The following is a 16,133-nucleotide window of genomic DNA, read 5'->3' as shown; positions in this document are numbered from 1 at the left end:
GTCAGGCCTCAAAATGATGGGCGATTGAACTCGCATAGTACGTCAGAACAGGTGTTTCTGTTTCAATCAGCTCAACCTCGTCTGTGCCCCCAATGATTTTTCTGCGCCGCAGGATGGCCAGCCCGTCTTCTGTTATGCTTTGGGCGGTACGACGCGGCGGGCGCACGGTTTCAGGCAGATTTGATAGGGTCTTGTCGATGTGTTCTGCAATGTCCGCCTCGCTGAGGGCACCATCGAGAATGGCACGGCTGACCAACGGCACAGGCAACAGCGGGATCACCCCGGCGATGCGCGACATCAATTCGCGCCCCACATCTTCGGCTGCGCCGGAATGGGCCTGTGCATAGTCACGCAGGGACATCGGGTGGCCAAAGCTGACATTGGCCGTGCCGAATGTCGTCATTTTACGGCAGACACGCGCCCATAAATACCCGCAAACCCCGCCCACAACCGTCCAGAACGGCGGGCGAAAACGGCGCACGCCTGATTGATCCGCCTTGATCAAAAACCGATCCTCAAGAACACGATCATAATTCAGGGCGACGGGCACAAATACAACGTCGCGACCGTCGGGATCAAAATCGTCAATAATATAGCTGAGGATTCCGAGGCGGGGTTTGGCCAATGCGCCCGTCAGGGATAGCCCGCCTTCGGGAAACACCGCCTGCGTCACGCCGTTTTGCGTCGCCATCTGGACGTAGCGCGCGAGGACCTTGCGGTACAATTCACCGCCCCCCGACTGGCGACGGGATTTGCGACGGATAAAGTACCCGCCAAGCATCTTGATCATACCCGACAACGGCCAAACCCGCGCCCATTCCCCCACCGCATAAGACAATGCACTGGCGCGACTGACCAAATGGGTGACCAGAACGTAATCCATGTTGGATCGGTGGTTCATCACAAAAATCAACGTCGCGTCGGGGTCAATCGCTTCGTATTCTGCGCGGTTGAACTGGCCCACACGCAGGCGGTACAGGAATTTGGACAACCATTTGGCCGCCCGCATCCCGAATGAAAAATACGCAGTGGCCGAAAAGGACGGGACAATTTCACCAGCGTATCTGCGCGCTTTTTCAAATGCCACGTCTTCGCGCACGCCTTCGGATCGCGCGTAATCGTTGATCGCCTTGATCACCTCTGGGTCATAGACAAGCCGCTGGATGGTGTCGTAGCGCCGCACGAGCTTGAACGGTTCAATCGGTTTGGTCAGTCGTGCATTGACCCGCGCAACGACACGTTCGGCGCGGCGGCGAAAAAACCAGCGCACGGACGGAAACAAAAAGTGCGACGCGAACGTGACGGCGGCAAACAGCACCATAAGGATCAATAGCCAAAGGGGGATCGGTATGGGTGTTGTCATAGGCGGCACCGTGTCAGGGAATGGGCGACGCGTAAATGGGGTCATGCCGCAGTGCAGCGCGTTGACAAGGGTCTAATATTTCAGATACCTACACCGTGAAGCAATAAAATTGCGCAAACATGATTCACGAGGCCCGCTATGTCGCAGACGCAGAAAGACCGGAACGACGCAAAGTCTGATCGCCAAACCGATCGTCCGTGGCTGTTCAGAACATATGCCGGTCATTCCACCGCTGCGGCGTCCAATGCCCTTTATCGTGGAAATTTGGCGAAGGGTCAGACGGGCCTGTCCGTCGCGTTCGATTTACCGACACAAACAGGATATGACAGCGACCACGTGCTGGCGCGCGGTGAGGTCGGCAAAGTTGGTGTGCCTGTCTGTCACCTTGGCGATATGCGCGCGCTGTTCGATGATATCCCGCTGGAAAAGATGAACACGTCGATGACGATCAACGCCACGGCGCCTTGGCTGCTTGCGCTTTATATTGCGGTGGCCGAGGAACAGGGCGCGGATGTGTCCGCCCTGCAAGGCACTGTGCAAAACGACATCATCAAAGAATACCTAAGCCGCGGCACCTATATTTGCCCGCCCGAACCGTCTTTGCGCATGATCACCGATGTGGCGGCCTACACCCGCGAACATCTGCCCAAATGGAACCCGATGAACGTGTGTTCGTATCATCTGCAAGAGGCCGGCGCGACACCGGAAGAGGAGCTCGCCTTTGCGTTGGCAACAGCCGTGTCGGTCCTGGATGATTTGCGCGGCAAAGTCCCCGCGGAGAATTTCCCGGCCATGGTCGGGCGCATTTCGTTTTTCGTAAACGCAGGTATCCGTTTCGTCACCGAAATGTGCAAAATGCGCGCGTTTGTTGAGCTCTGGGATGAGATTTGCGCAGATCGCTACGGCGTCGAAGACCCGAAATTCCGCCGCTTTCGATACGGCGTTCAGGTCAATTCATTGGGGCTGACAGAACAGCAGCCTGAAAATAACGTCTACCGTATCCTGATTGAAATGCTGGCCGTGACATTGTCCAAAGACGCGCGCGCGCGCGCCGTGCAATTGCCCGCTTGGAACGAAGCGCTGGGATTGCCGCGCCCGTGGGATCAGCAATGGTCGCTTCGGATGCAGCAAATCCTCGCGTTTGAAACGGACCTTTTGGAATACGACGATCTATTCGAAGGCAATCCGGCGGTTGAACGCAAAGTCGCAGCCCTAAAAGACGGGGCGCGTGCGGAATTGAAACAGATTGATGCAATGGGCGATGCGCAAGAAAAGATCGAATATATGAAATCGCGGCTGGTTGAATCCAACGCCGCGCGCATTGCGGGAATTGAATCCGGCGACACCACGGTGATTGGCGTGAACAAATTTCAAAATGGCGAACCGTCACCGCTGACGGCTGGGGATGATGCAATCATGGTGTCAGACCCCAAAGCCGAGGCTGACCAATTGGAACGCCTGAACAGCTGGAAAACAGACCGCGACGCAGATGCGGTGGCACGCGCGCTGGCTGATCTTAAGGCCGCCGCGCTGGGCCGCACAAACATCATGATCCCGTCCGTCGCCGCGGCCAAGGCAGGCGTCACCACGGGCGAATGGGCCGAGGTGATCCGCCAGGCGTTTGGTCAATACCGCGCACCCACAGGCGTTTCGCACAATCCGTCCAATCGCACCGAAGGCCTTGATGACATCCGCGACCGCGTTTCCGCCGTCAGTTCAAAACTGGGCCGGAAACTGAAATTTCTGATGGGTAAACCGGGCCTTGATGGCCATTCCAATGGCGCTGAACAAATCGCCGCACGGGCCCGCGATTGCGGCATGGATATTACATACGAAGGCATTCGCCTGACCCCGGACGAAATCATCGCAGCCGCACAGCGCGACGATGCCCACGTGATCGGTTTGTCAATTTTGTCAGGCTCTCATATTCCGTTGATTACCGAAATGATGGACAAAATGCGCGCCCTTGGCCTGTCGCATATCCCTGTTGTTGTCGGCGGCATTATTCCGGACGAGGACGCCGCGAAATTGGCGGCAATGGGCGTCGCGCGGGTATACACACCCAAAGATTTCGAATTGAACCGCATTATGGAAGATATCGTCACTTTGGCTGATCCTACGGGCGTCGCCGCACAATAGCGCGCGGTTCAAATCGGCAATTTTCCGCACATTCAAGCTATTCCCATATCTTTTCGTCCAATTAGTGCATAACGCCACTTTACGAGTTGTTGTGTACTTTTTAATGCCAGTGGCAGAATTGAAAGGACGACGAAATGAAATTCGATCTTAAGATCATGACCCGAAAAGAACTCGAAAAACTCGGGGCAGATGTTGAAAAGGCGCTCGAGAAATTGCGCAAGAAAGACCTCAAGAAGGTCCGTGCAGAAATGGAAAAGCTCGCCGCGGCACATGGTGTCAGCCTTGAGGACGTCGTGGGCGGCCAAGCCCCCGCCAAAAAGGCCCCGAAAGCCAAATCAGCGCCAAAATATGCAAACCCGGACGACAAGTCGCAGACGTGGACCGGCAAGGGGCGTCAGCCCGTTTGGTACAAATCTGCGATCGAAGCTGGGAAATCGCCCGAAAGCATGGCGATCTAGTTTACTCGTCGAGCTTGATCACCAGCTCATCGTAGCTGTAGCTCTGCTCGATGATGCCGCTTTCGCCGCTGACAAAATTGGGATCGGATGGCAAACAACCGATCCCACAAATCTGGCGGGTGATCATATCGGTCGTGTCGATGTACCAAAGCCGCCCGCCCGGCGTGGCGACCCAACCATCGATACCCTCATCTTCATCGCCTTCCATGTCCGTACCGCTTGGCAATTCGCTGCTGTAATCGGGGGAATGTGCGCCGTGGGTGTGATAGGATGCTGTGATCAATTCAAGATTATCAGGATCATCTGACAAACAGCTGCCCTCATCGCCGCGCGTGGGTTGCGAATAGGCCAATTCGCCCTCCGCCGTGAATCCGACATAGCCGCAGTATTCCACGTTCGCCCGAATTGAAACCGGGTTCAAATCCTGAAAAATGGCGCGCGCCAGCGCCTCTTCGTCGATGCTTTGGGCCAAAAGTCCGGTCGGCACCAGCGCCAAAATCCAGCAAGCTTTCATTGTATCGTTCCCCCTCGACGATTAAGATTTAGCCAAATCAAAACAGGAAGCCAGCGCCATGACAATCCATATCGGAGCAAACAAAGACGATATCGCAGACGTTGTTCTTATGCCCGGCGATCCCTACCGCGCCAAATGGGCGGCAGAAACGTTTCTGACTGGCGCCAAATGCATCAACGAAGTGCGCGGCATGCTGGGGTTCACGGGGGATTGGAACGGCCACCGCGTGACGATCCAGGGGTCGGGCATGGGCATGCCGTCCATGTCGATTTATGCGAACGAATTGATCAAGGATTTCGATGTGCAAACTCTGATCCGCATCGGATCATGCGGCGGCATGCAGGGCCACGTCAAAGTGCGCGATGTGATCTTGGCCCAAACCGCCAGCACAGTCGCCACCCCATCGAGCACGATTTTCAAAGAACTGAACTTCGCCCCCACGGCTGATTTCGGGCTGTTGCACAAAGCGTTTCATGCGGCCGAAAAGATGGACGTCGATGTGCATGTGGGTGGCATTTATTCCAGCGATACGTTTTACGACGAACGCCCCGATCTGAACAAGGAAATGCAGCGCCACGGCATCCTTGGCGTTGAGATGGAGGCGGCCGAACTCTACACCCTCGCCGCCCGCTATGGCCGCCGCGCCTTGGGTGTAATGACGGTATCCGACCATCTGTTGACAGGCGAAGCCCTGCCCGCGGATCAACGCGAACGCAGCTTTGGCGACATGATCGACATCGCGCTGTCCGCCGCCTTTGCATAAGAAAAGGCGACGTCTTCATTAGAAAACGTCGCCTTTCCAGGATCGTATTTTCCAGTCTTTAGACCGTGCGTTCAATCATCATCTTTTTGACATGCGCAATCGCCGCCGCGGGGTTCAGACCCTTCGGGCAGGTCTTGGCGCAGTTCATGATTGTGTGGCAGCGGTACAATTTGAAAGGGTCTTCGAGGTCGTCCAAACGTTCGCCCGTGGCCTCATCCCGTGAATCGATGATCCAGCGATAGGCATGCAGCAACGCCGCTGGCCCGAGGTAGCGATCCCCGTTCCACCAATAGGACGGGCAAGACGTTGAACAGCACGCGCACATGACGCATTCGTACAAACCATCGAGCTTTTTGCGATCATCCACCGACTGCTTCCACTCTTTCGCGGGGCGGTTGGTTTTGGTTTCGAGCCACGGCATGACGGACGCGTGTTGCGCATAGAAGTGCGTCAGATCGGGGATCAAATCCTTGACCACCGGCATGTGCGGCAGCGGGTAGATTTTGATGTCGCCCTTGATTTCGTCCATCCCGTAAATACAGGCCAGCGTGTTGATCCCGTCGATGTTCATCGCACAAGATCCGCAAATGCCTTCGCGGCAGGACCGGCGGAACGTCAGCGTTGGATCGATGTCTGACTTGATCTTGATCAGCGCGTCCAGAACCATGGGGCCACACGTGTCCATGTCCACGAAATAGGTATCCAGCGACGGATTTTTCCCGTCATCAGGATTCCAGCGATAAATCTGCACTTTGCGCAGATTGTTGGCCCCTTCAGGACGCGGCCATGTTTTGCCAGTCGTCATGCGGGAATTCTTGGGCAGGGTCAGTTGAACCATTTGGTCAGGCTCCTGTTGATTAAGTCAGTGCAGAGGTGGCGCACGACACCGTTTCGGGGCGCGCCAGAATGTTGGACACGAGGGTAATATTCTCAGGCGTTGCACCTTGTACGCCAAGCGTAAACAATTCTTCGCCGCTGGCATTGTCGATGATGCAATTGGTCAACACGACACCAGCAGGGCCAGGCACGGTATCAGCCACAATCGGGGCGACAACGGCCTTCGCGGCTTCGCGGCCCGTGTCGACAGCGGCAGTTTCAACCACGTCACAGGCGGCCAAAGACAGGGCAACAGCGATAAATGAGAGAGTCGTTTTCATAGGGTTTCCAATCTTTCGTTAGCGCAGGTCAGGTGGGCGAATGGGGGTCGTGCCGGTTCGCTCAAAGACGCATGTCGCGTAAACTTCGATCGGATCGCGGCCCGAGATGAAGTCAGAAGAAACGCCAATCTCGACGCTGCCAAATCCACCCGTCCTGCTATTGGTGCCGATTGTAACACCACCCGTCGGTCCTTGCGCGGCCCGTGCACGGTCTTCGCAGATTTCCGCCACCCGCTCCGGTGAAACCGGGGCGGGGGTGCATCCTGCAAAGGCGCAAACCAAAAGGGCCGCGCAGGTTTTTAGCGTGTAAGGTCTTCGATCGTGATCAGGTCGTAGCGCACCAGCACTTCGAGAACGCAGCCAACCGCGCGCGGGTTGTTTTCGAACACGGCGTTGATCGCGTCTTCGCGGGCCTGGCCCGCAGTTTCGAACATCGCAAACATCTGCGCCTGTGATGCGCCCTGCACGGGGCAGTTGGCCAGTTCGTGGGCCAGAACATTCTGTCCGCCGCCCAACGTCTGCATCGTTGCTTCGTAGGCGTAGTTGTAAGGTTTGTAATCGGCCGCGGCTGTCGTTGCCGTTGCAATCAGCGCCGCTGTCATAATCAGTTTCATACTCGTATCCTTTGGTTAGAGCCGGTTTCTCGGGTGAGATACCGCCCTCTTTTTCAAAGGAATTAGGCGCAAACATGGCAGTTGCATGGTCAGAATTAACCACGTCAGATTGATGCAATCGGGCAACCATAGCGTGCATCACATCCCCTGCGTCCGACGGATCGGCGCAGGTCACTTGATGGGATGCAATGCCGTTACGGGTCATTAGAACGTCCGTTCTTTCGGTGCGATCTTCTTAAGGCTGATACCGCCTTCTTTTTCGGTGCTCAGCGGTTTGGTGATCACAGGACGATGGGAGAGTTTGACGTTCGCGCCGTCCACATGGCTGATCGTGTGAACGCGCCAGTTTTCATCGTCGCGCGTGCTGTAATCCTCATGGGCGTGGGCCCCGCGGCTTTCCTTGCGCGCCTCGGCGCCGACGATTGTGGCCAATGCGTTTGGCATCAGGTTGCCCAGTTCCAGCGTTTCCATCAGGTCGGAATTCCAGACAAGCGAACGGTCCGTCACGTGCAGATCATCCATTTTGCCCGCAATCGCTGTCATCTTTTCAACGCCTTCTTTCAGCGTCTTGTCGGTGCGGAACACGGCGGCGTCTTCTTGCATGGCGCGCTGCATTTCAAGACGCAGATCAGCCGTCGGGTTGGCCCCGTTGGCGTGACGCACGTTGTCAAAACGATCAAACGCTTTGTCCACGGATGCTTTGTGCGTGCTTGGGATCGCGGCATTGCGGTCCACAACATCACCCGCACGGATCGCGGCGGCGCGGCCAAACACGACCAAGTCGATCAGGCTGTTCGAACCCAGACGGTTGGCACCATGCACAGACGCACAGCCCGCTTCGCCCACCGCCATCAGGCCGGGCACAACAGCGTTCGGATCTTTCTTGGTGGGGTTAAGGACCTCACCAAAGTAGTTCGTGGGAATACCGCCCATGTTGTAGTGCACAGTTGGCAAAACAGGGATCGGTTCCTTGTTCACATCCACGCCTGCAAAAATCTTGGCTGACTCCGAAATACCCGGCAGACGTTCAGCCAGTGCTTCCTTCGGAAGGTGGTTGAGGTTCAGGTGAATGTGATCTCCCCCTGCCCCCACGCCGCGGCCTTCGCGAATTTCCATCGTCATGCAGCGCGATACGTAGTCACGCGGCGCGAGGTCTTTGTAGTTCGGGGCGTAGCGTTCCATGAAACGCTCCCCTTCAGAGTTGGTCAGATAGCCACCCTCGCCACGCGCACCTTCGGTGATCAGACAGCCGGAACCGTAGATGCCAGTCGGGTGGAATTGCACGAATTCCATATCCTGCAACGGCAGACCTGCACGGGCCACCATGCCGCCGCCATCACCCGTACAGGTATGCGCGGACGTGGCCGAGAAGTAGGCGCGGCCATAGCCGCCAGTCGCCAAAACAACCATCTTGGCGTTGAAGACGTGCATCGTCCCATCGTCGAGCTTCCAACACACAACGCCAGTACAAACACCATCGTCCGACATGATCAGATCAATGGCGAAGTATTCGATGTAGAACTCGGCCTGCTGTTTCAGCGACTGGCCATAAAGCGTGTGCAAAATCGCGTGACCGGTGCGGTCAGCGGCAGCACAGGTGCGCTGCACGGCGGGGCCTTCGCCAAATTCGGTGGTGTGGCCACCAAACGGGCGCTGATAAATCTTGCCTTCTTCGGTGCGCGAAAACGGCACGCCGTAGTGTTCCAGCTCATAAACCGCCTTGGGGGCTTCACGCGCGAGGTATTCCATCGCGTCTGTGTCGCCCAACCAGTCAGACCCTTTGACTGTGTCATACATATGCCACTGCCAGCTGTCGGGGCCCATGTTACCAAGGGACGCCGCGATGCCGCCCTGTGCAGCAACCGTGTGGGATCTTGTCGGGAACACCTTGGAGATACACGCCGTGCGCAACCCCTGTTCGGCCATGCCAAGGGTCGCGCGCAAACCCGCACCACCAGCACCAACAACAACCACATCATATTCGTGGGTTTCGTATTCGTATTCAGCCATGTGAATTATCCAGTCTCATAAAGCGATACGCACAATGGCGAAAACACCAGCCGCCGCAGCAGCGTAGGAAAGGCAGATAGACCCGATGATCAACGCCTTACGGGCGAACCCGTGAACATAGTCCTCGATGAGGGTTTGCACACCGCCTTTGAAATGCAGGAAACCCACAAGCAGTGTCAGGATGCCGACAATCGCGGGAAACGGGCGGGCATAATACGCCGCCGCATCGTCATACGACATGCCCAGCGCGTAGCCGTAGGTAAAGATAAACAACGGGACAAGGCCCACCAGCGCGACAGACGACACCATCATCTGCCAGTGGTGCTCGGTTCCCGATTTCGCGGACCCAAGGCCCGTGGCGCGTTTGCGATCTGTTAAAAATGCCATGTGCGTGCCCCTTACAATACGATGACGGTGAAAATCGTCAGCAAGACCGACACAATGATAATGGCCTGACCGGCCAGTTCGGAACGTTCAACATCAAGCATGTGACCACTGTCCCAGACCAGATGCCGGATCCCCGCCAGCGTGTGGTACCAAAGACAGGCAACTGACCCAAACATGATAAAATCGCCAAACCAGCTGGTCATGAACCCGTTGGCGCGCGCGTAGGCGTCCGGCCCCGATGCAAGGGCGGCGAACCACCACACAATCATCAACGCACCGACAATCAACGCATTGCCTGTCACGCGCGTGAAGATCGATGTCATTGAGGTGAGCTGTGGTCGATAGATCGACAAATGAGGTGACAGGGGGCGGTTGCCCCGGTTGACGTCGGCCATGTCGGTTCCCTTCGGCTGGCGAGCTGCGCAGTCTTACCGCAGCATTACTTGCTACCTTATTAAAGGTTTTGAAGGGCGTGTCACGCAGCTGTGGCGCTAACAGGTGTGGAATCTTGACGCGGATACACATTTTTTTGCCCGTTGTGATCACACTTTTCGCAAGTGTGATCACAAACTTTCCCGCGGCAAGCCTGGCGTTCCACTAGTTCAGGATTGTTGATGTGTCGAAGGAAACGGCAAAGAAGGTCTCGGGGTTTTCTGACCCCGTGTCGCCGGAAAACCCGCCCGACAAGGACACAGTGTCCGTCAACTGCTTGGCCAAAGACACATCCCAATCAAGTTCATCGGAATCCGTCGCCGCCTCAAATCCGAACCCAAAGGTATAGTCGCTGGGCAGCGGCACATCGAAATCCTGACCGATGGCATAAGCCCCTTCAAGATCCGAGGTCAAAGACGAGGTCAGATCCATGCCAAGCGCGGCGTAGCCAATGCTGGCTGCGATTTCTTCACCGTCGCTGCCGCTCTCGTTCAGATTATAGTTGTAGTAGGCGATCTCGTAGCTGGCCGTGCCCGCATCACCACGAAAGCCGACAGAAAAGTCATACGCGTAGTCATCGGGATCGTCTTCGACAGTGTACAGTTCCAACCCTGCGAAGATCCCGCTGTTGGCCTCGACCTCTAAATACGACCCGACGATGATTTCTTCGTCGCTGTCTTCGTAGTCGTAATCGTATTCCAGATAGGACCCATAGCTCAGGGTCGTTTCGGCAGTCACTCCGGTCGCGGTCAGGGCAAAGATGCCTGTTGCGGCCACTGTCGCTATTCTTATCAGCATTTCATGGTCTCCAAATGAGATTTATGTTGTGCCGAAACGTCCCCGCAGGCATTTGTCGTGTTCTCAGAATGCAAAAGAGGACCAACGTGGAAATCTTGACGCCAACAGTTACGCTTCGACGCCCCGACTTTAGGCGTGCCCTTGCAGGCCGGGCAACGGATCAACAGACGCCCGACTGAAAGCTGGCACAAGATGGCCCATCAGCCACCGCCAAACCGGCAAAATTATGCACACCCCGTAAATCGTCATCACAATTGCGACGGAACAGCAGTGGGTTCGCGTATAATCGCTGTCTTTTTACCCGTAAAAACAGATGCTTAAATCTTGTGCAAAGTGACGATCAAAGGGGCATCAGCCAGATACCGTCACGCGAACGTTACACAGGCATCAGCGCCCAATAATCCAGATCAAGCAACACATCGGGGAGGTATTTGCCATCCTCGCCGCGCAACGCACCCGCTGGCCCGCCTTTTGTGGCAACCAGACGCAGGCGGATCGCACCCACTCCGGGGGCGTTGGTTGGCGTCGTATCAAGAACCTCGGACCAAGCGCGCACCGTGTCCCCCGCAAAGGCCGGATTGGCATGCGCACCGCCGTTGATTGCAGCAATCAGTTGCGCATTGGCAAGGCCGTTGAACGACAGCGCGCGGGCCATCGACATGATGTGACCGCCGTAGATCAGCCGCTTACCGCCCTCGCGCGCGGTTACATCGAAATGCACTTTGGCCGTGTTCTGCCACAGCCGAGTGGCCATCATATGTTCGGCGTCCGTCAGGGTAACGCCATCCACGTGGTCGATGACCTCTCCGACCGTGTAATCCCTCAGCCGGTGCGGTTCACCGGCGGCGGTATAATCATACCGCGTCCAATCCAGACCTGCCGGAACGGACAAGGCATCAGGCGCAACGACCTTTGCCAAATCAGGAACAACCGTTTCCGGCGTGGGCGACGCGGCATCGCGTTTTTTCACCATGACCCAGCGCACATATTCCAGCACAGGGCGGTCAACGTTCGCAAACCCCTTGGTGCGCACCCAAACAATACCCGTCTTTCCGTTGGAATTTTCCTTAACGCCAATGACTTCGGAATAGGCCTGGATCGTATCGCCGGATTCCACCGACGACAGGAACCGGCATTCCGCGTAGCCCAAATTTGCCACCGCATTCAAAGACACATCCGGCACGGTTTTGCCGAACACGGTGTGAAACACCAACAAATCGTCCATGACCGGGTTGCGCAAGGAGGACTGCGGTGATGCGAAATCCCAGCTCGATTGCATCGCAAACCGCGAACCATACAGCGCCTGATACATCGCCGCGTCGCCATCATGCACCGTGCGCGGTGTGGCATGGTTCAACTTTAGGCCGACATGGTAGTCTTCGAAAAAGTGGCCCTGATTGGTCTTGCCGCTCATTGTTGGCCCAACTTCATGTCGGGGTGATAGTCGGCATCAACGTCTTTGGTTACGGCTTGGCCGGCCCGCATCACCCCGTTCGCATGATCATAGGCATAGGTCGGATCGCCGTATAATTCCCACCCCTTGGACAATGCCAGCGACACCTTATGACAAAACTCTGCCGTGTCGTCTTCGGTCAATAAACGATATAATTTCATGATCTTACCCCCAAGGTTGCACGCCCAAAGCGTAGTGAACGGCCATGACGACAGCGACCACGACCAACGTGATGACAATAGCCACGACTTCTTTTTTCGCAGGTGCGCGCGGTGGCACGTCCCATGCCCCCTGTGCGCGGTTGATTACTGCAATCTCGGTCTGCGCCCAGATCAAAAGCCCGCCAAACAGGATAAACGACGGCACATCCCCGTTCACCAGCAAATGCGCCACGGCCCAGATCGAAAATCCCGTCAGCTGCGGATGGCGCACCTTAGTGCCCAACCAGATTTTCGCGCCCTTCGCAGCAGAGGCCGCATAGAAATAGAACGCCAAAATCATCAGCAGGTTATTGATGCCAACCATCGCGGGGCTGGGCCCCCAAAAAACGGCACCTTCAGCGGCGCGATAGCCAATCACCATCAGCACAACACTTGTGATGATGCTCAGCCCCATAATGGCGTCGCCCTTTTTGCCCAAATTGGCCCGTGCATCCGGCGCAACCCGTTTGAAAAAATGCGCCACCACCCAAAGAACGAGGCCGAGGAGAAGAAGTGTCATGACGCGTCCATTTCTGCGATTGTTGCGGCTTTCGCCAAAGTCGCGCGCGCGGTGACGATATGCAAGTTCTCAACGATCTTGCCATCCACCACGGCCACGCCCTGCCCTTGCGCCTCTGCTTGGGTAAATGCCTCAATCTGGCGCGTCGCAAGATCGATTTCGGCTTGCGTCGGGGCAAAGGCCGCATTGGCAACCGCGACTTGCGCAGGGTGGATCAAGGTCTTGCCGTCAAAACCCAGATCGCGCCCTTGTTCGCATTCAACCCGCAGCCCGTCTTCGTCCTTGAACGCATTATACACCCCGTCCAACGCCACAACACCGTGCGCGCGCGCCGCCAAAAGGCACAGCTGCAACGACGTCATCATCGCATCCCGGGTCCGCGAATTCAGATCCTTGGCAAGGTCATTGGTTCCCAGCACGAACCCTTCAATGCGCGGATGGGCGGCGATTTCCAGCGCGTTGAGGATCCCCAGCGGGGTCTCCATCATGGCCCAAATCGGTTTGTCGACCCGCGCGGCCAGTGCATCCACATCCGCTGCGGTATTAACCTTTGGCAGCAAAACCGCGTCACATTCCATCGCCCCGACAGCCTTGGAATCTTCATCGCCCCACGCCGTATCAAGCGCGTTGATGCGCACCACACGCAATCGGTCGCCGTACCCGCCTTTGCCCAATTCATCCGCCAATGTCGCACGCGCGCTGGCCTTTTCGTCCGGTGACACCGCGTCTTCGAGGTCGAACAAAATAACATCCACAGCCAAACCGCGGGCCTTGTCCAATGCGCGGGGTTTTGATCCGGGGATATAAAGGGCGGAACGATACGGGCGGGTCATGGCGGTGTCCTCTGATCGGGCGTGAAATAATATTGCGCCAAAGGGGTCAGAAATGGCGGCTTCTTGCAAGCCCGAAAATGCCGCAACGCAGCGCAACAGCACCGTCCGCACCCGTTAACCAATTCTCAAAGGTTAACAGCGCAGACTGGGATCACAGAATTTCACCCCATCCACATGGCAGATCGCCGCGGAGTTGCAGGAGAAACCGATGACCAAGTTACTGACATGTGTCGCCACAGCGATCCTTTTGGCCAGTTCCGCCCATGCCCAATCGGGCAATTGCGCGCCCCATTCGGCGGTGGTTGAACGGCTTGCGGCAGGATACGGCGAAACGCGCCAATCCATAGGCATGGGCGCAGACAACACAGTGGTTGAGGTCTTTGCCTCCCTTGAAACAGGCACATGGACCATCACGGTCACACAAGCGGGCGGGCCGACCTGTCTCGTGGCCAGCGGTCAGGCGTTTCAGGTTCTGGCCGAAGCTTTGCCCAACGGTGACAGCGGCGCCTAAAGCCCGGCACCGTCCCAGATCAGCTTGATCGACACGATCAACAACATCCACGTGACGATACCATAAAACACACGTTCCGGTAAAATCCGGATCAAACGGTAGGCCACAAACACGCCCACCAAGGCCGGAACAAACAAGATCAACGTGATGCGCAGATTGTCCGCCTGAAGTTGCCCCAACACGTAATAAGGCACGATTTTCAACGCGTTCATGATCGCAAACGCAAAGGTAGATGTGCCCGCAAACACCATCTTGGGCAGTTTTTGCGGCAACACCCAAACCTGCCACGGCGGTGCCCCCGCGTGGCTGACAAAACTGGTGAACCCGGCAACCGCTGTCCAGAACAATCCACCTGGCACGGTCGCCGGCCGTTCCACAGGTTTCAGCTGCGCGCGCAGCAGAAAATTCAGGGCAAACAGAAATCCGATCACACCGATCAGCAGGCGCACCATCTGTTCTGACACCAGATGCGCGGTGGCCCAGCCCACGCCCGTCCCCACAACAATGCCCACAGCCGCGATTTTCAAAAGCGCCCAATTGGCATGTTTGCGGTAGGCCCATATCCCGAACACATCCGAAAACACGAACACCGGCAGCAACAGCCCCGCCGCCGCAATCGGCGAAATCGTCAACGATAGGATCGGCACCGCAAGCGTGCCAAACGCAGGCGCGCCGCCTTTTGACAGCCCCACGCAGAACGCGGCCACCACGCCCAAGGTCCAAAACAAAGTGCCGTCCAAGATGCTGCCTTTCGGATTTTGACAGGGAATCACGGATCACAGGCGCGCCAGAATGCTGCGTTCGATGTCATTTCACCGTCAACGTAGCGCAAACAATTCCCTACAAACAATGCCATATGCCGCGCCGCAGCGCACCAGACTTGCGCGAGGTCATCCAAAAGACTAGGCAACGGGCGATCAAATCCTGAAACGGACAAAAGGACCCATTCAAAATGGCCAGACCCAAGATCGCCCTGATCGGCGCCGGAAACATCGGCGGCACGCTCGCCCACCTTGCAGCAGTTAAAGAACTCGGCGACGTCGTCATGTTCGACATCGCGGATGGTTTGCCACAGGGCAAAGCCCTCGACATCGCAGAATCCGGCCCGTCCGAAGGGTTTGACGCGAACATGTCCGGCACATCCGACTACGCCGACATCGCGGGTGCGGACGTTTGCATCGTCACCGCTGGTGTTGCCCGCAAGCCCGGCATGTCCCGTGATGACCTTTTGGGCATCAACCTCAAGGTTATGAAATCCGTGGGCGAAGGCATTGCAGCCCACGCGCCAAACGCGTTTGTAATCTGCATCACCAACCCGCTTGATGCGATGGTTTGGGCCCTGCGCGAATTTTCCGGCCTTCCGCACAACATGGTGTGTGGCATGGCGGGTGTTCTGGACAGCGCGCGCTTCCGTCACTTCCTTGCGGATGAATTCGATGTGTCCATGCGCGATGTCACGGCGTTCGTTCTGGGCGGCCACGGCGACACGATGGTGCCATTGGCGCGCTATTCCACGGTTGCAGGCATTCCATTGCCGGACCTCGTGGACATGGGCTGGACGACACAAGACAAGCTCGACGCGATCATCCAGCGCACCCGCGATGGCGGTGCTGAAATCGTGGGCCTGCTGAAAACAGGCTCCGCATTCTACGCCCCGGCGACTTCTGCGATCGAAATGGCAGAAGCCTTCCTCAAGGATCAAAAGCGCGTGCTGCCCTGTGCGGCCTACGTTGACGGCGCTTTGGGCCTGAACGGCATGTATGTTGGTGTTCCAACAGTGATCGGCAAAGGCGGCGTCGAACGCGTTGTCGACATCAAGATGAACAAAGACGAACAGTCGATGTTCGACAGCTCTGTTGCGGCCGTCAAAGGTCTGGTCGACGCCTGCAAAGGCATCGATTCTTCGCTGACTTAAAATTTACAAACAATGCCATGAAAGGCGCCCCATTGGGGCGCCTTTTGTGTTTGGTTTCGGCCAGTT

At 56.8% G+C, this 16,133-nt stretch carries 20 protein-coding genes; 6 read left to right on the top strand and 14 right to left on the bottom strand.

Annotated elements, in window-relative coordinates; translation table 11 throughout:
- Position 1: 1 nt before the first annotated feature.
- A complete protein-coding gene (locus L0664_RS00890; RefSeq protein WP_235223738.1) occupies positions 2 to 1,363 on the bottom strand; it encodes a 1-acyl-sn-glycerol-3-phosphate acyltransferase in 1,362 nt (453 codons plus the stop codon).
- 138 nt (positions 1,364 to 1,501) lie between these two features.
- On the opposite strand from L0664_RS00890, the gene L0664_RS00885 reads away from it, so the two are divergent.
- Both L0664_RS00885 and L0664_RS00880 read left to right on the top strand, forming a co-directional pair.
- Entirely contained in the window at positions 1,502 to 3,502 is a 2,001-nt protein-coding gene (locus L0664_RS00885; protein ID WP_235223737.1) for a methylmalonyl-CoA mutase family protein, read from the top strand.
- A gap of 134 nt (positions 3,503 to 3,636) precedes the next feature.
- Complete coding sequence (locus L0664_RS00880; protein ID WP_235223736.1) at positions 3,637 to 3,960, top strand: H-NS histone family protein; 324 nt, start codon at positions 3,637 to 3,639, stop codon at positions 3,958 to 3,960.
- A gap of 1 nt (position 3,961) precedes the next feature.
- Here L0664_RS00880 and L0664_RS00875 read toward each other — a convergent pair whose 3' ends face one another.
- Entirely contained in the window at positions 3,962 to 4,474 is a 513-nt protein-coding gene (locus L0664_RS00875) for a DUF4329 domain-containing protein (protein ID WP_235223735.1), read from the bottom strand.
- Between the two features lie 58 nt (positions 4,475 to 4,532).
- On the opposite strand from L0664_RS00875, the gene deoD reads away from it, so the two are divergent.
- Complete coding sequence (deoD, locus tag L0664_RS00870; protein WP_235223734.1) at positions 4,533 to 5,237, top strand: purine-nucleoside phosphorylase; 705 nt, start codon at positions 4,533 to 4,535, stop codon at positions 5,235 to 5,237.
- 58 nt (positions 5,238 to 5,295) lie between these two features.
- On the opposite strand, the gene L0664_RS00865 is transcribed toward deoD, so the two are convergent.
- Both L0664_RS00865 and L0664_RS00860 read right to left on the bottom strand, forming a co-directional pair.
- A complete protein-coding gene (locus tag L0664_RS00865) occupies positions 5,296 to 6,075 on the bottom strand; it encodes a succinate dehydrogenase iron-sulfur subunit (protein WP_235223733.1) in 780 nt (259 codons plus the stop codon).
- A 19-nt stretch (positions 6,076 to 6,094) separates the two neighbouring features.
- The gene (locus L0664_RS00860; RefSeq protein WP_235223732.1) at positions 6,095 to 6,394 is read right to left on the bottom strand and encodes a succinate dehydrogenase; all 300 of its coding nucleotides are present in this window, start codon (positions 6,392 to 6,394) and stop codon (positions 6,095 to 6,097) included.
- A 106-nt stretch (positions 6,395 to 6,500) separates the two neighbouring features.
- Between L0664_RS00860 and L0664_RS18615 the strand changes: the two genes are divergently transcribed.
- A complete protein-coding gene (locus L0664_RS18615; RefSeq protein ID WP_336247083.1) occupies positions 6,501 to 6,704 on the top strand; it encodes a hypothetical protein in 204 nt (67 codons plus the stop codon).
- On the opposite strand, the gene L0664_RS00850 is transcribed toward L0664_RS18615, so the two are convergent.
- The 9 genes from L0664_RS00850 to L0664_RS00810 all read right to left on the bottom strand — a co-directional run bounded on the left by L0664_RS00850 (position 6,694) and on the right by L0664_RS00810 (position 13,641).
- Positions 6,694 to 7,008, bottom strand: a complete 315-nt coding sequence (locus L0664_RS00850) for a hypothetical protein (protein WP_235223730.1) — start codon at positions 7,006 to 7,008, stop codon at positions 6,694 to 6,696. The two genes, L0664_RS18615 and L0664_RS00850, sit on opposite strands and share 11 nt — an antisense overlap.
- A 204-nt stretch (positions 7,009 to 7,212) precedes the next feature.
- Positions 7,213 to 9,018: a succinate dehydrogenase flavoprotein subunit gene (gene sdhA, locus L0664_RS00845; protein WP_235223729.1), complete on the bottom strand. Its 1,806-nt coding sequence runs from the start codon at positions 9,016 to 9,018 to the stop codon at positions 7,213 to 7,215.
- A gap of 15 nt (positions 9,019 to 9,033) precedes the next feature.
- A complete protein-coding gene (sdhD, locus tag L0664_RS00840; protein WP_235223728.1) occupies positions 9,034 to 9,405 on the bottom strand; it encodes a succinate dehydrogenase, hydrophobic membrane anchor protein in 372 nt (123 codons plus the stop codon).
- An 11-nt stretch (positions 9,406 to 9,416) separates the two neighbouring features.
- Complete coding sequence (gene sdhC, locus L0664_RS00835; protein ID WP_235223727.1) at positions 9,417 to 9,800, bottom strand: succinate dehydrogenase, cytochrome b556 subunit; 384 nt, start codon at positions 9,798 to 9,800, stop codon at positions 9,417 to 9,419.
- 202 nt (positions 9,801 to 10,002) lie between these two features.
- Positions 10,003 to 10,635 (bottom strand): hypothetical protein, encoded by a 633-nt coding sequence (locus L0664_RS00830; RefSeq protein ID WP_235223726.1) that lies wholly within the window; start codon positions 10,633 to 10,635, stop codon positions 10,003 to 10,005.
- A gap of 376 nt (positions 10,636 to 11,011) precedes the next feature.
- On the bottom strand, positions 11,012 to 12,049 hold the full coding sequence (locus L0664_RS00825; protein ID WP_235223725.1) for a MaoC family dehydratase: 1,038 nt from the start codon (positions 12,047 to 12,049) through the stop codon (positions 11,012 to 11,014).
- Positions 12,046 to 12,249: a DUF1737 domain-containing protein gene (locus L0664_RS00820; RefSeq protein WP_235223724.1), complete on the bottom strand. Its 204-nt coding sequence runs from the start codon at positions 12,247 to 12,249 to the stop codon at positions 12,046 to 12,048. Before L0664_RS00820 ends, L0664_RS00825 begins: the two co-directional genes overlap by 4 nt.
- A gap of 4 nt (positions 12,250 to 12,253) precedes the next feature.
- Positions 12,254 to 12,808, bottom strand: a complete 555-nt coding sequence (locus L0664_RS00815) for an NnrU family protein (RefSeq protein ID WP_235223723.1) — start codon at positions 12,806 to 12,808, stop codon at positions 12,254 to 12,256.
- Positions 12,805 to 13,641 (bottom strand): HpcH/HpaI aldolase/citrate lyase family protein, encoded by an 837-nt coding sequence (locus tag L0664_RS00810; protein ID WP_235223722.1) that lies wholly within the window; start codon positions 13,639 to 13,641, stop codon positions 12,805 to 12,807. The genes L0664_RS00815 and L0664_RS00810 overlap by 4 nt, the downstream gene beginning before the upstream one ends.
- A 208-nt stretch (positions 13,642 to 13,849) precedes the next feature.
- Between L0664_RS00810 and L0664_RS00805 the strand changes: the two genes are divergently transcribed.
- The gene (locus L0664_RS00805; protein WP_235223721.1) at positions 13,850 to 14,152 is read left to right on the top strand and encodes a hypothetical protein; all 303 of its coding nucleotides are present in this window, start codon (positions 13,850 to 13,852) and stop codon (positions 14,150 to 14,152) included.
- Here the strand turns inward: L0664_RS00805 and L0664_RS00800 are convergent.
- Positions 14,149 to 14,892: a sulfite exporter TauE/SafE family protein gene (locus tag L0664_RS00800; protein WP_235223720.1), complete on the bottom strand. Its 744-nt coding sequence runs from the start codon at positions 14,890 to 14,892 to the stop codon at positions 14,149 to 14,151. The genes L0664_RS00805 and L0664_RS00800 overlap by 4 nt on opposite strands.
- 212 nt (positions 14,893 to 15,104) lie before the next feature.
- Here L0664_RS00800 and mdh point away from each other — a divergent pair, with 212 nt between their 5' ends.
- The gene (gene mdh / locus L0664_RS00795; RefSeq protein WP_235223719.1) at positions 15,105 to 16,067 is read left to right on the top strand and encodes a malate dehydrogenase; all 963 of its coding nucleotides are present in this window, start codon (positions 15,105 to 15,107) and stop codon (positions 16,065 to 16,067) included.
- Positions 16,068 to 16,133 lie beyond the last annotated feature (66 nt).

Origin of the sequence: Octadecabacter dasysiphoniae (assembly GCF_021532615.1) — a bacterium.
Lineage (GTDB): Bacteria > Pseudomonadota > Alphaproteobacteria > Rhodobacterales > Rhodobacteraceae > Octadecabacter > Octadecabacter dasysiphoniae.
Note: the sequence above shows the minus strand (reverse complement) of the source record. Positions and strands in the feature narration are given on the sequence as shown.

Bases quoted from the DNA above. Each gene is read 5' to 3' on its own strand.
- mdh (WP_235223719.1), top strand. From the start codon at position 15,105: ATGGCCAGACCCAAGATCGCCCTGATCGGCGCCGGAAACATCGGCGGC.
- L0664_RS00880 (WP_235223736.1), top strand. From the start codon at position 3,637: ATGAAATTCGATCTTAAGATCATGACCCGAAAAGAACTCGAAAAACTC.
- L0664_RS18615 (WP_336247083.1), top strand. From the start codon at position 6,501: ATGAAGTCAGAAGAAACGCCAATCTCGACGCTGCCAAATCCACCCGTC.
- deoD (WP_235223734.1), top strand. From the start codon at position 4,533: ATGACAATCCATATCGGAGCAAACAAAGACGATATCGCAGACGTTGTT.
- L0664_RS00890 (WP_235223738.1), bottom strand. From the start codon at position 1,363: ATGACAACACCCATACCGATCCCCCTTTGGCTATTGATCCTTATGGTG.
- sdhC (WP_235223727.1), bottom strand. From the start codon at position 9,800: ATGGCCGACGTCAACCGGGGCAACCGCCCCCTGTCACCTCATTTGTCG.
- L0664_RS00865 (WP_235223733.1), bottom strand. From the start codon at position 6,075: ATGGTTCAACTGACCCTGCCCAAGAATTCCCGCATGACGACTGGCAAA.
- L0664_RS00875 (WP_235223735.1), bottom strand. From the start codon at position 4,474: ATGAAAGCTTGCTGGATTTTGGCGCTGGTGCCGACCGGACTTTTGGCC.
- L0664_RS00805 (WP_235223721.1), top strand. From the start codon at position 13,850: ATGACCAAGTTACTGACATGTGTCGCCACAGCGATCCTTTTGGCCAGT.
- L0664_RS00850 (WP_235223730.1), bottom strand. From the start codon at position 7,008: ATGAAACTGATTATGACAGCGGCGCTGATTGCAACGGCAACGACAGCC.
- sdhD (WP_235223728.1), bottom strand. From the start codon at position 9,405: ATGGCATTTTTAACAGATCGCAAACGCGCCACGGGCCTTGGGTCCGCG.
- L0664_RS00825 (WP_235223725.1), bottom strand. From the start codon at position 12,049: ATGAGCGGCAAGACCAATCAGGGCCACTTTTTCGAAGACTACCATGTC.
- L0664_RS00885 (WP_235223737.1), top strand. From the start codon at position 1,502: ATGTCGCAGACGCAGAAAGACCGGAACGACGCAAAGTCTGATCGCCAA.
- L0664_RS00810 (WP_235223722.1), bottom strand. From the start codon at position 13,641: ATGACCCGCCCGTATCGTTCCGCCCTTTATATCCCCGGATCAAAACCC.
- L0664_RS00820 (WP_235223724.1), bottom strand. From the start codon at position 12,249: ATGAAATTATATCGTTTATTGACCGAAGACGACACGGCAGAGTTTTGT.
- L0664_RS00815 (WP_235223723.1), bottom strand. From the start codon at position 12,808: ATGACACTTCTTCTCCTCGGCCTCGTTCTTTGGGTGGTGGCGCATTTT.
- sdhA (WP_235223729.1), bottom strand. From the start codon at position 9,018: ATGGCTGAATACGAATACGAAACCCACGAATATGATGTGGTTGTTGTT.
- L0664_RS00860 (WP_235223732.1), bottom strand. From the start codon at position 6,394: ATGAAAACGACTCTCTCATTTATCGCTGTTGCCCTGTCTTTGGCCGCC.
- L0664_RS00830 (WP_235223726.1), bottom strand. From the start codon at position 10,635: ATGCTGATAAGAATAGCGACAGTGGCCGCAACAGGCATCTTTGCCCTG.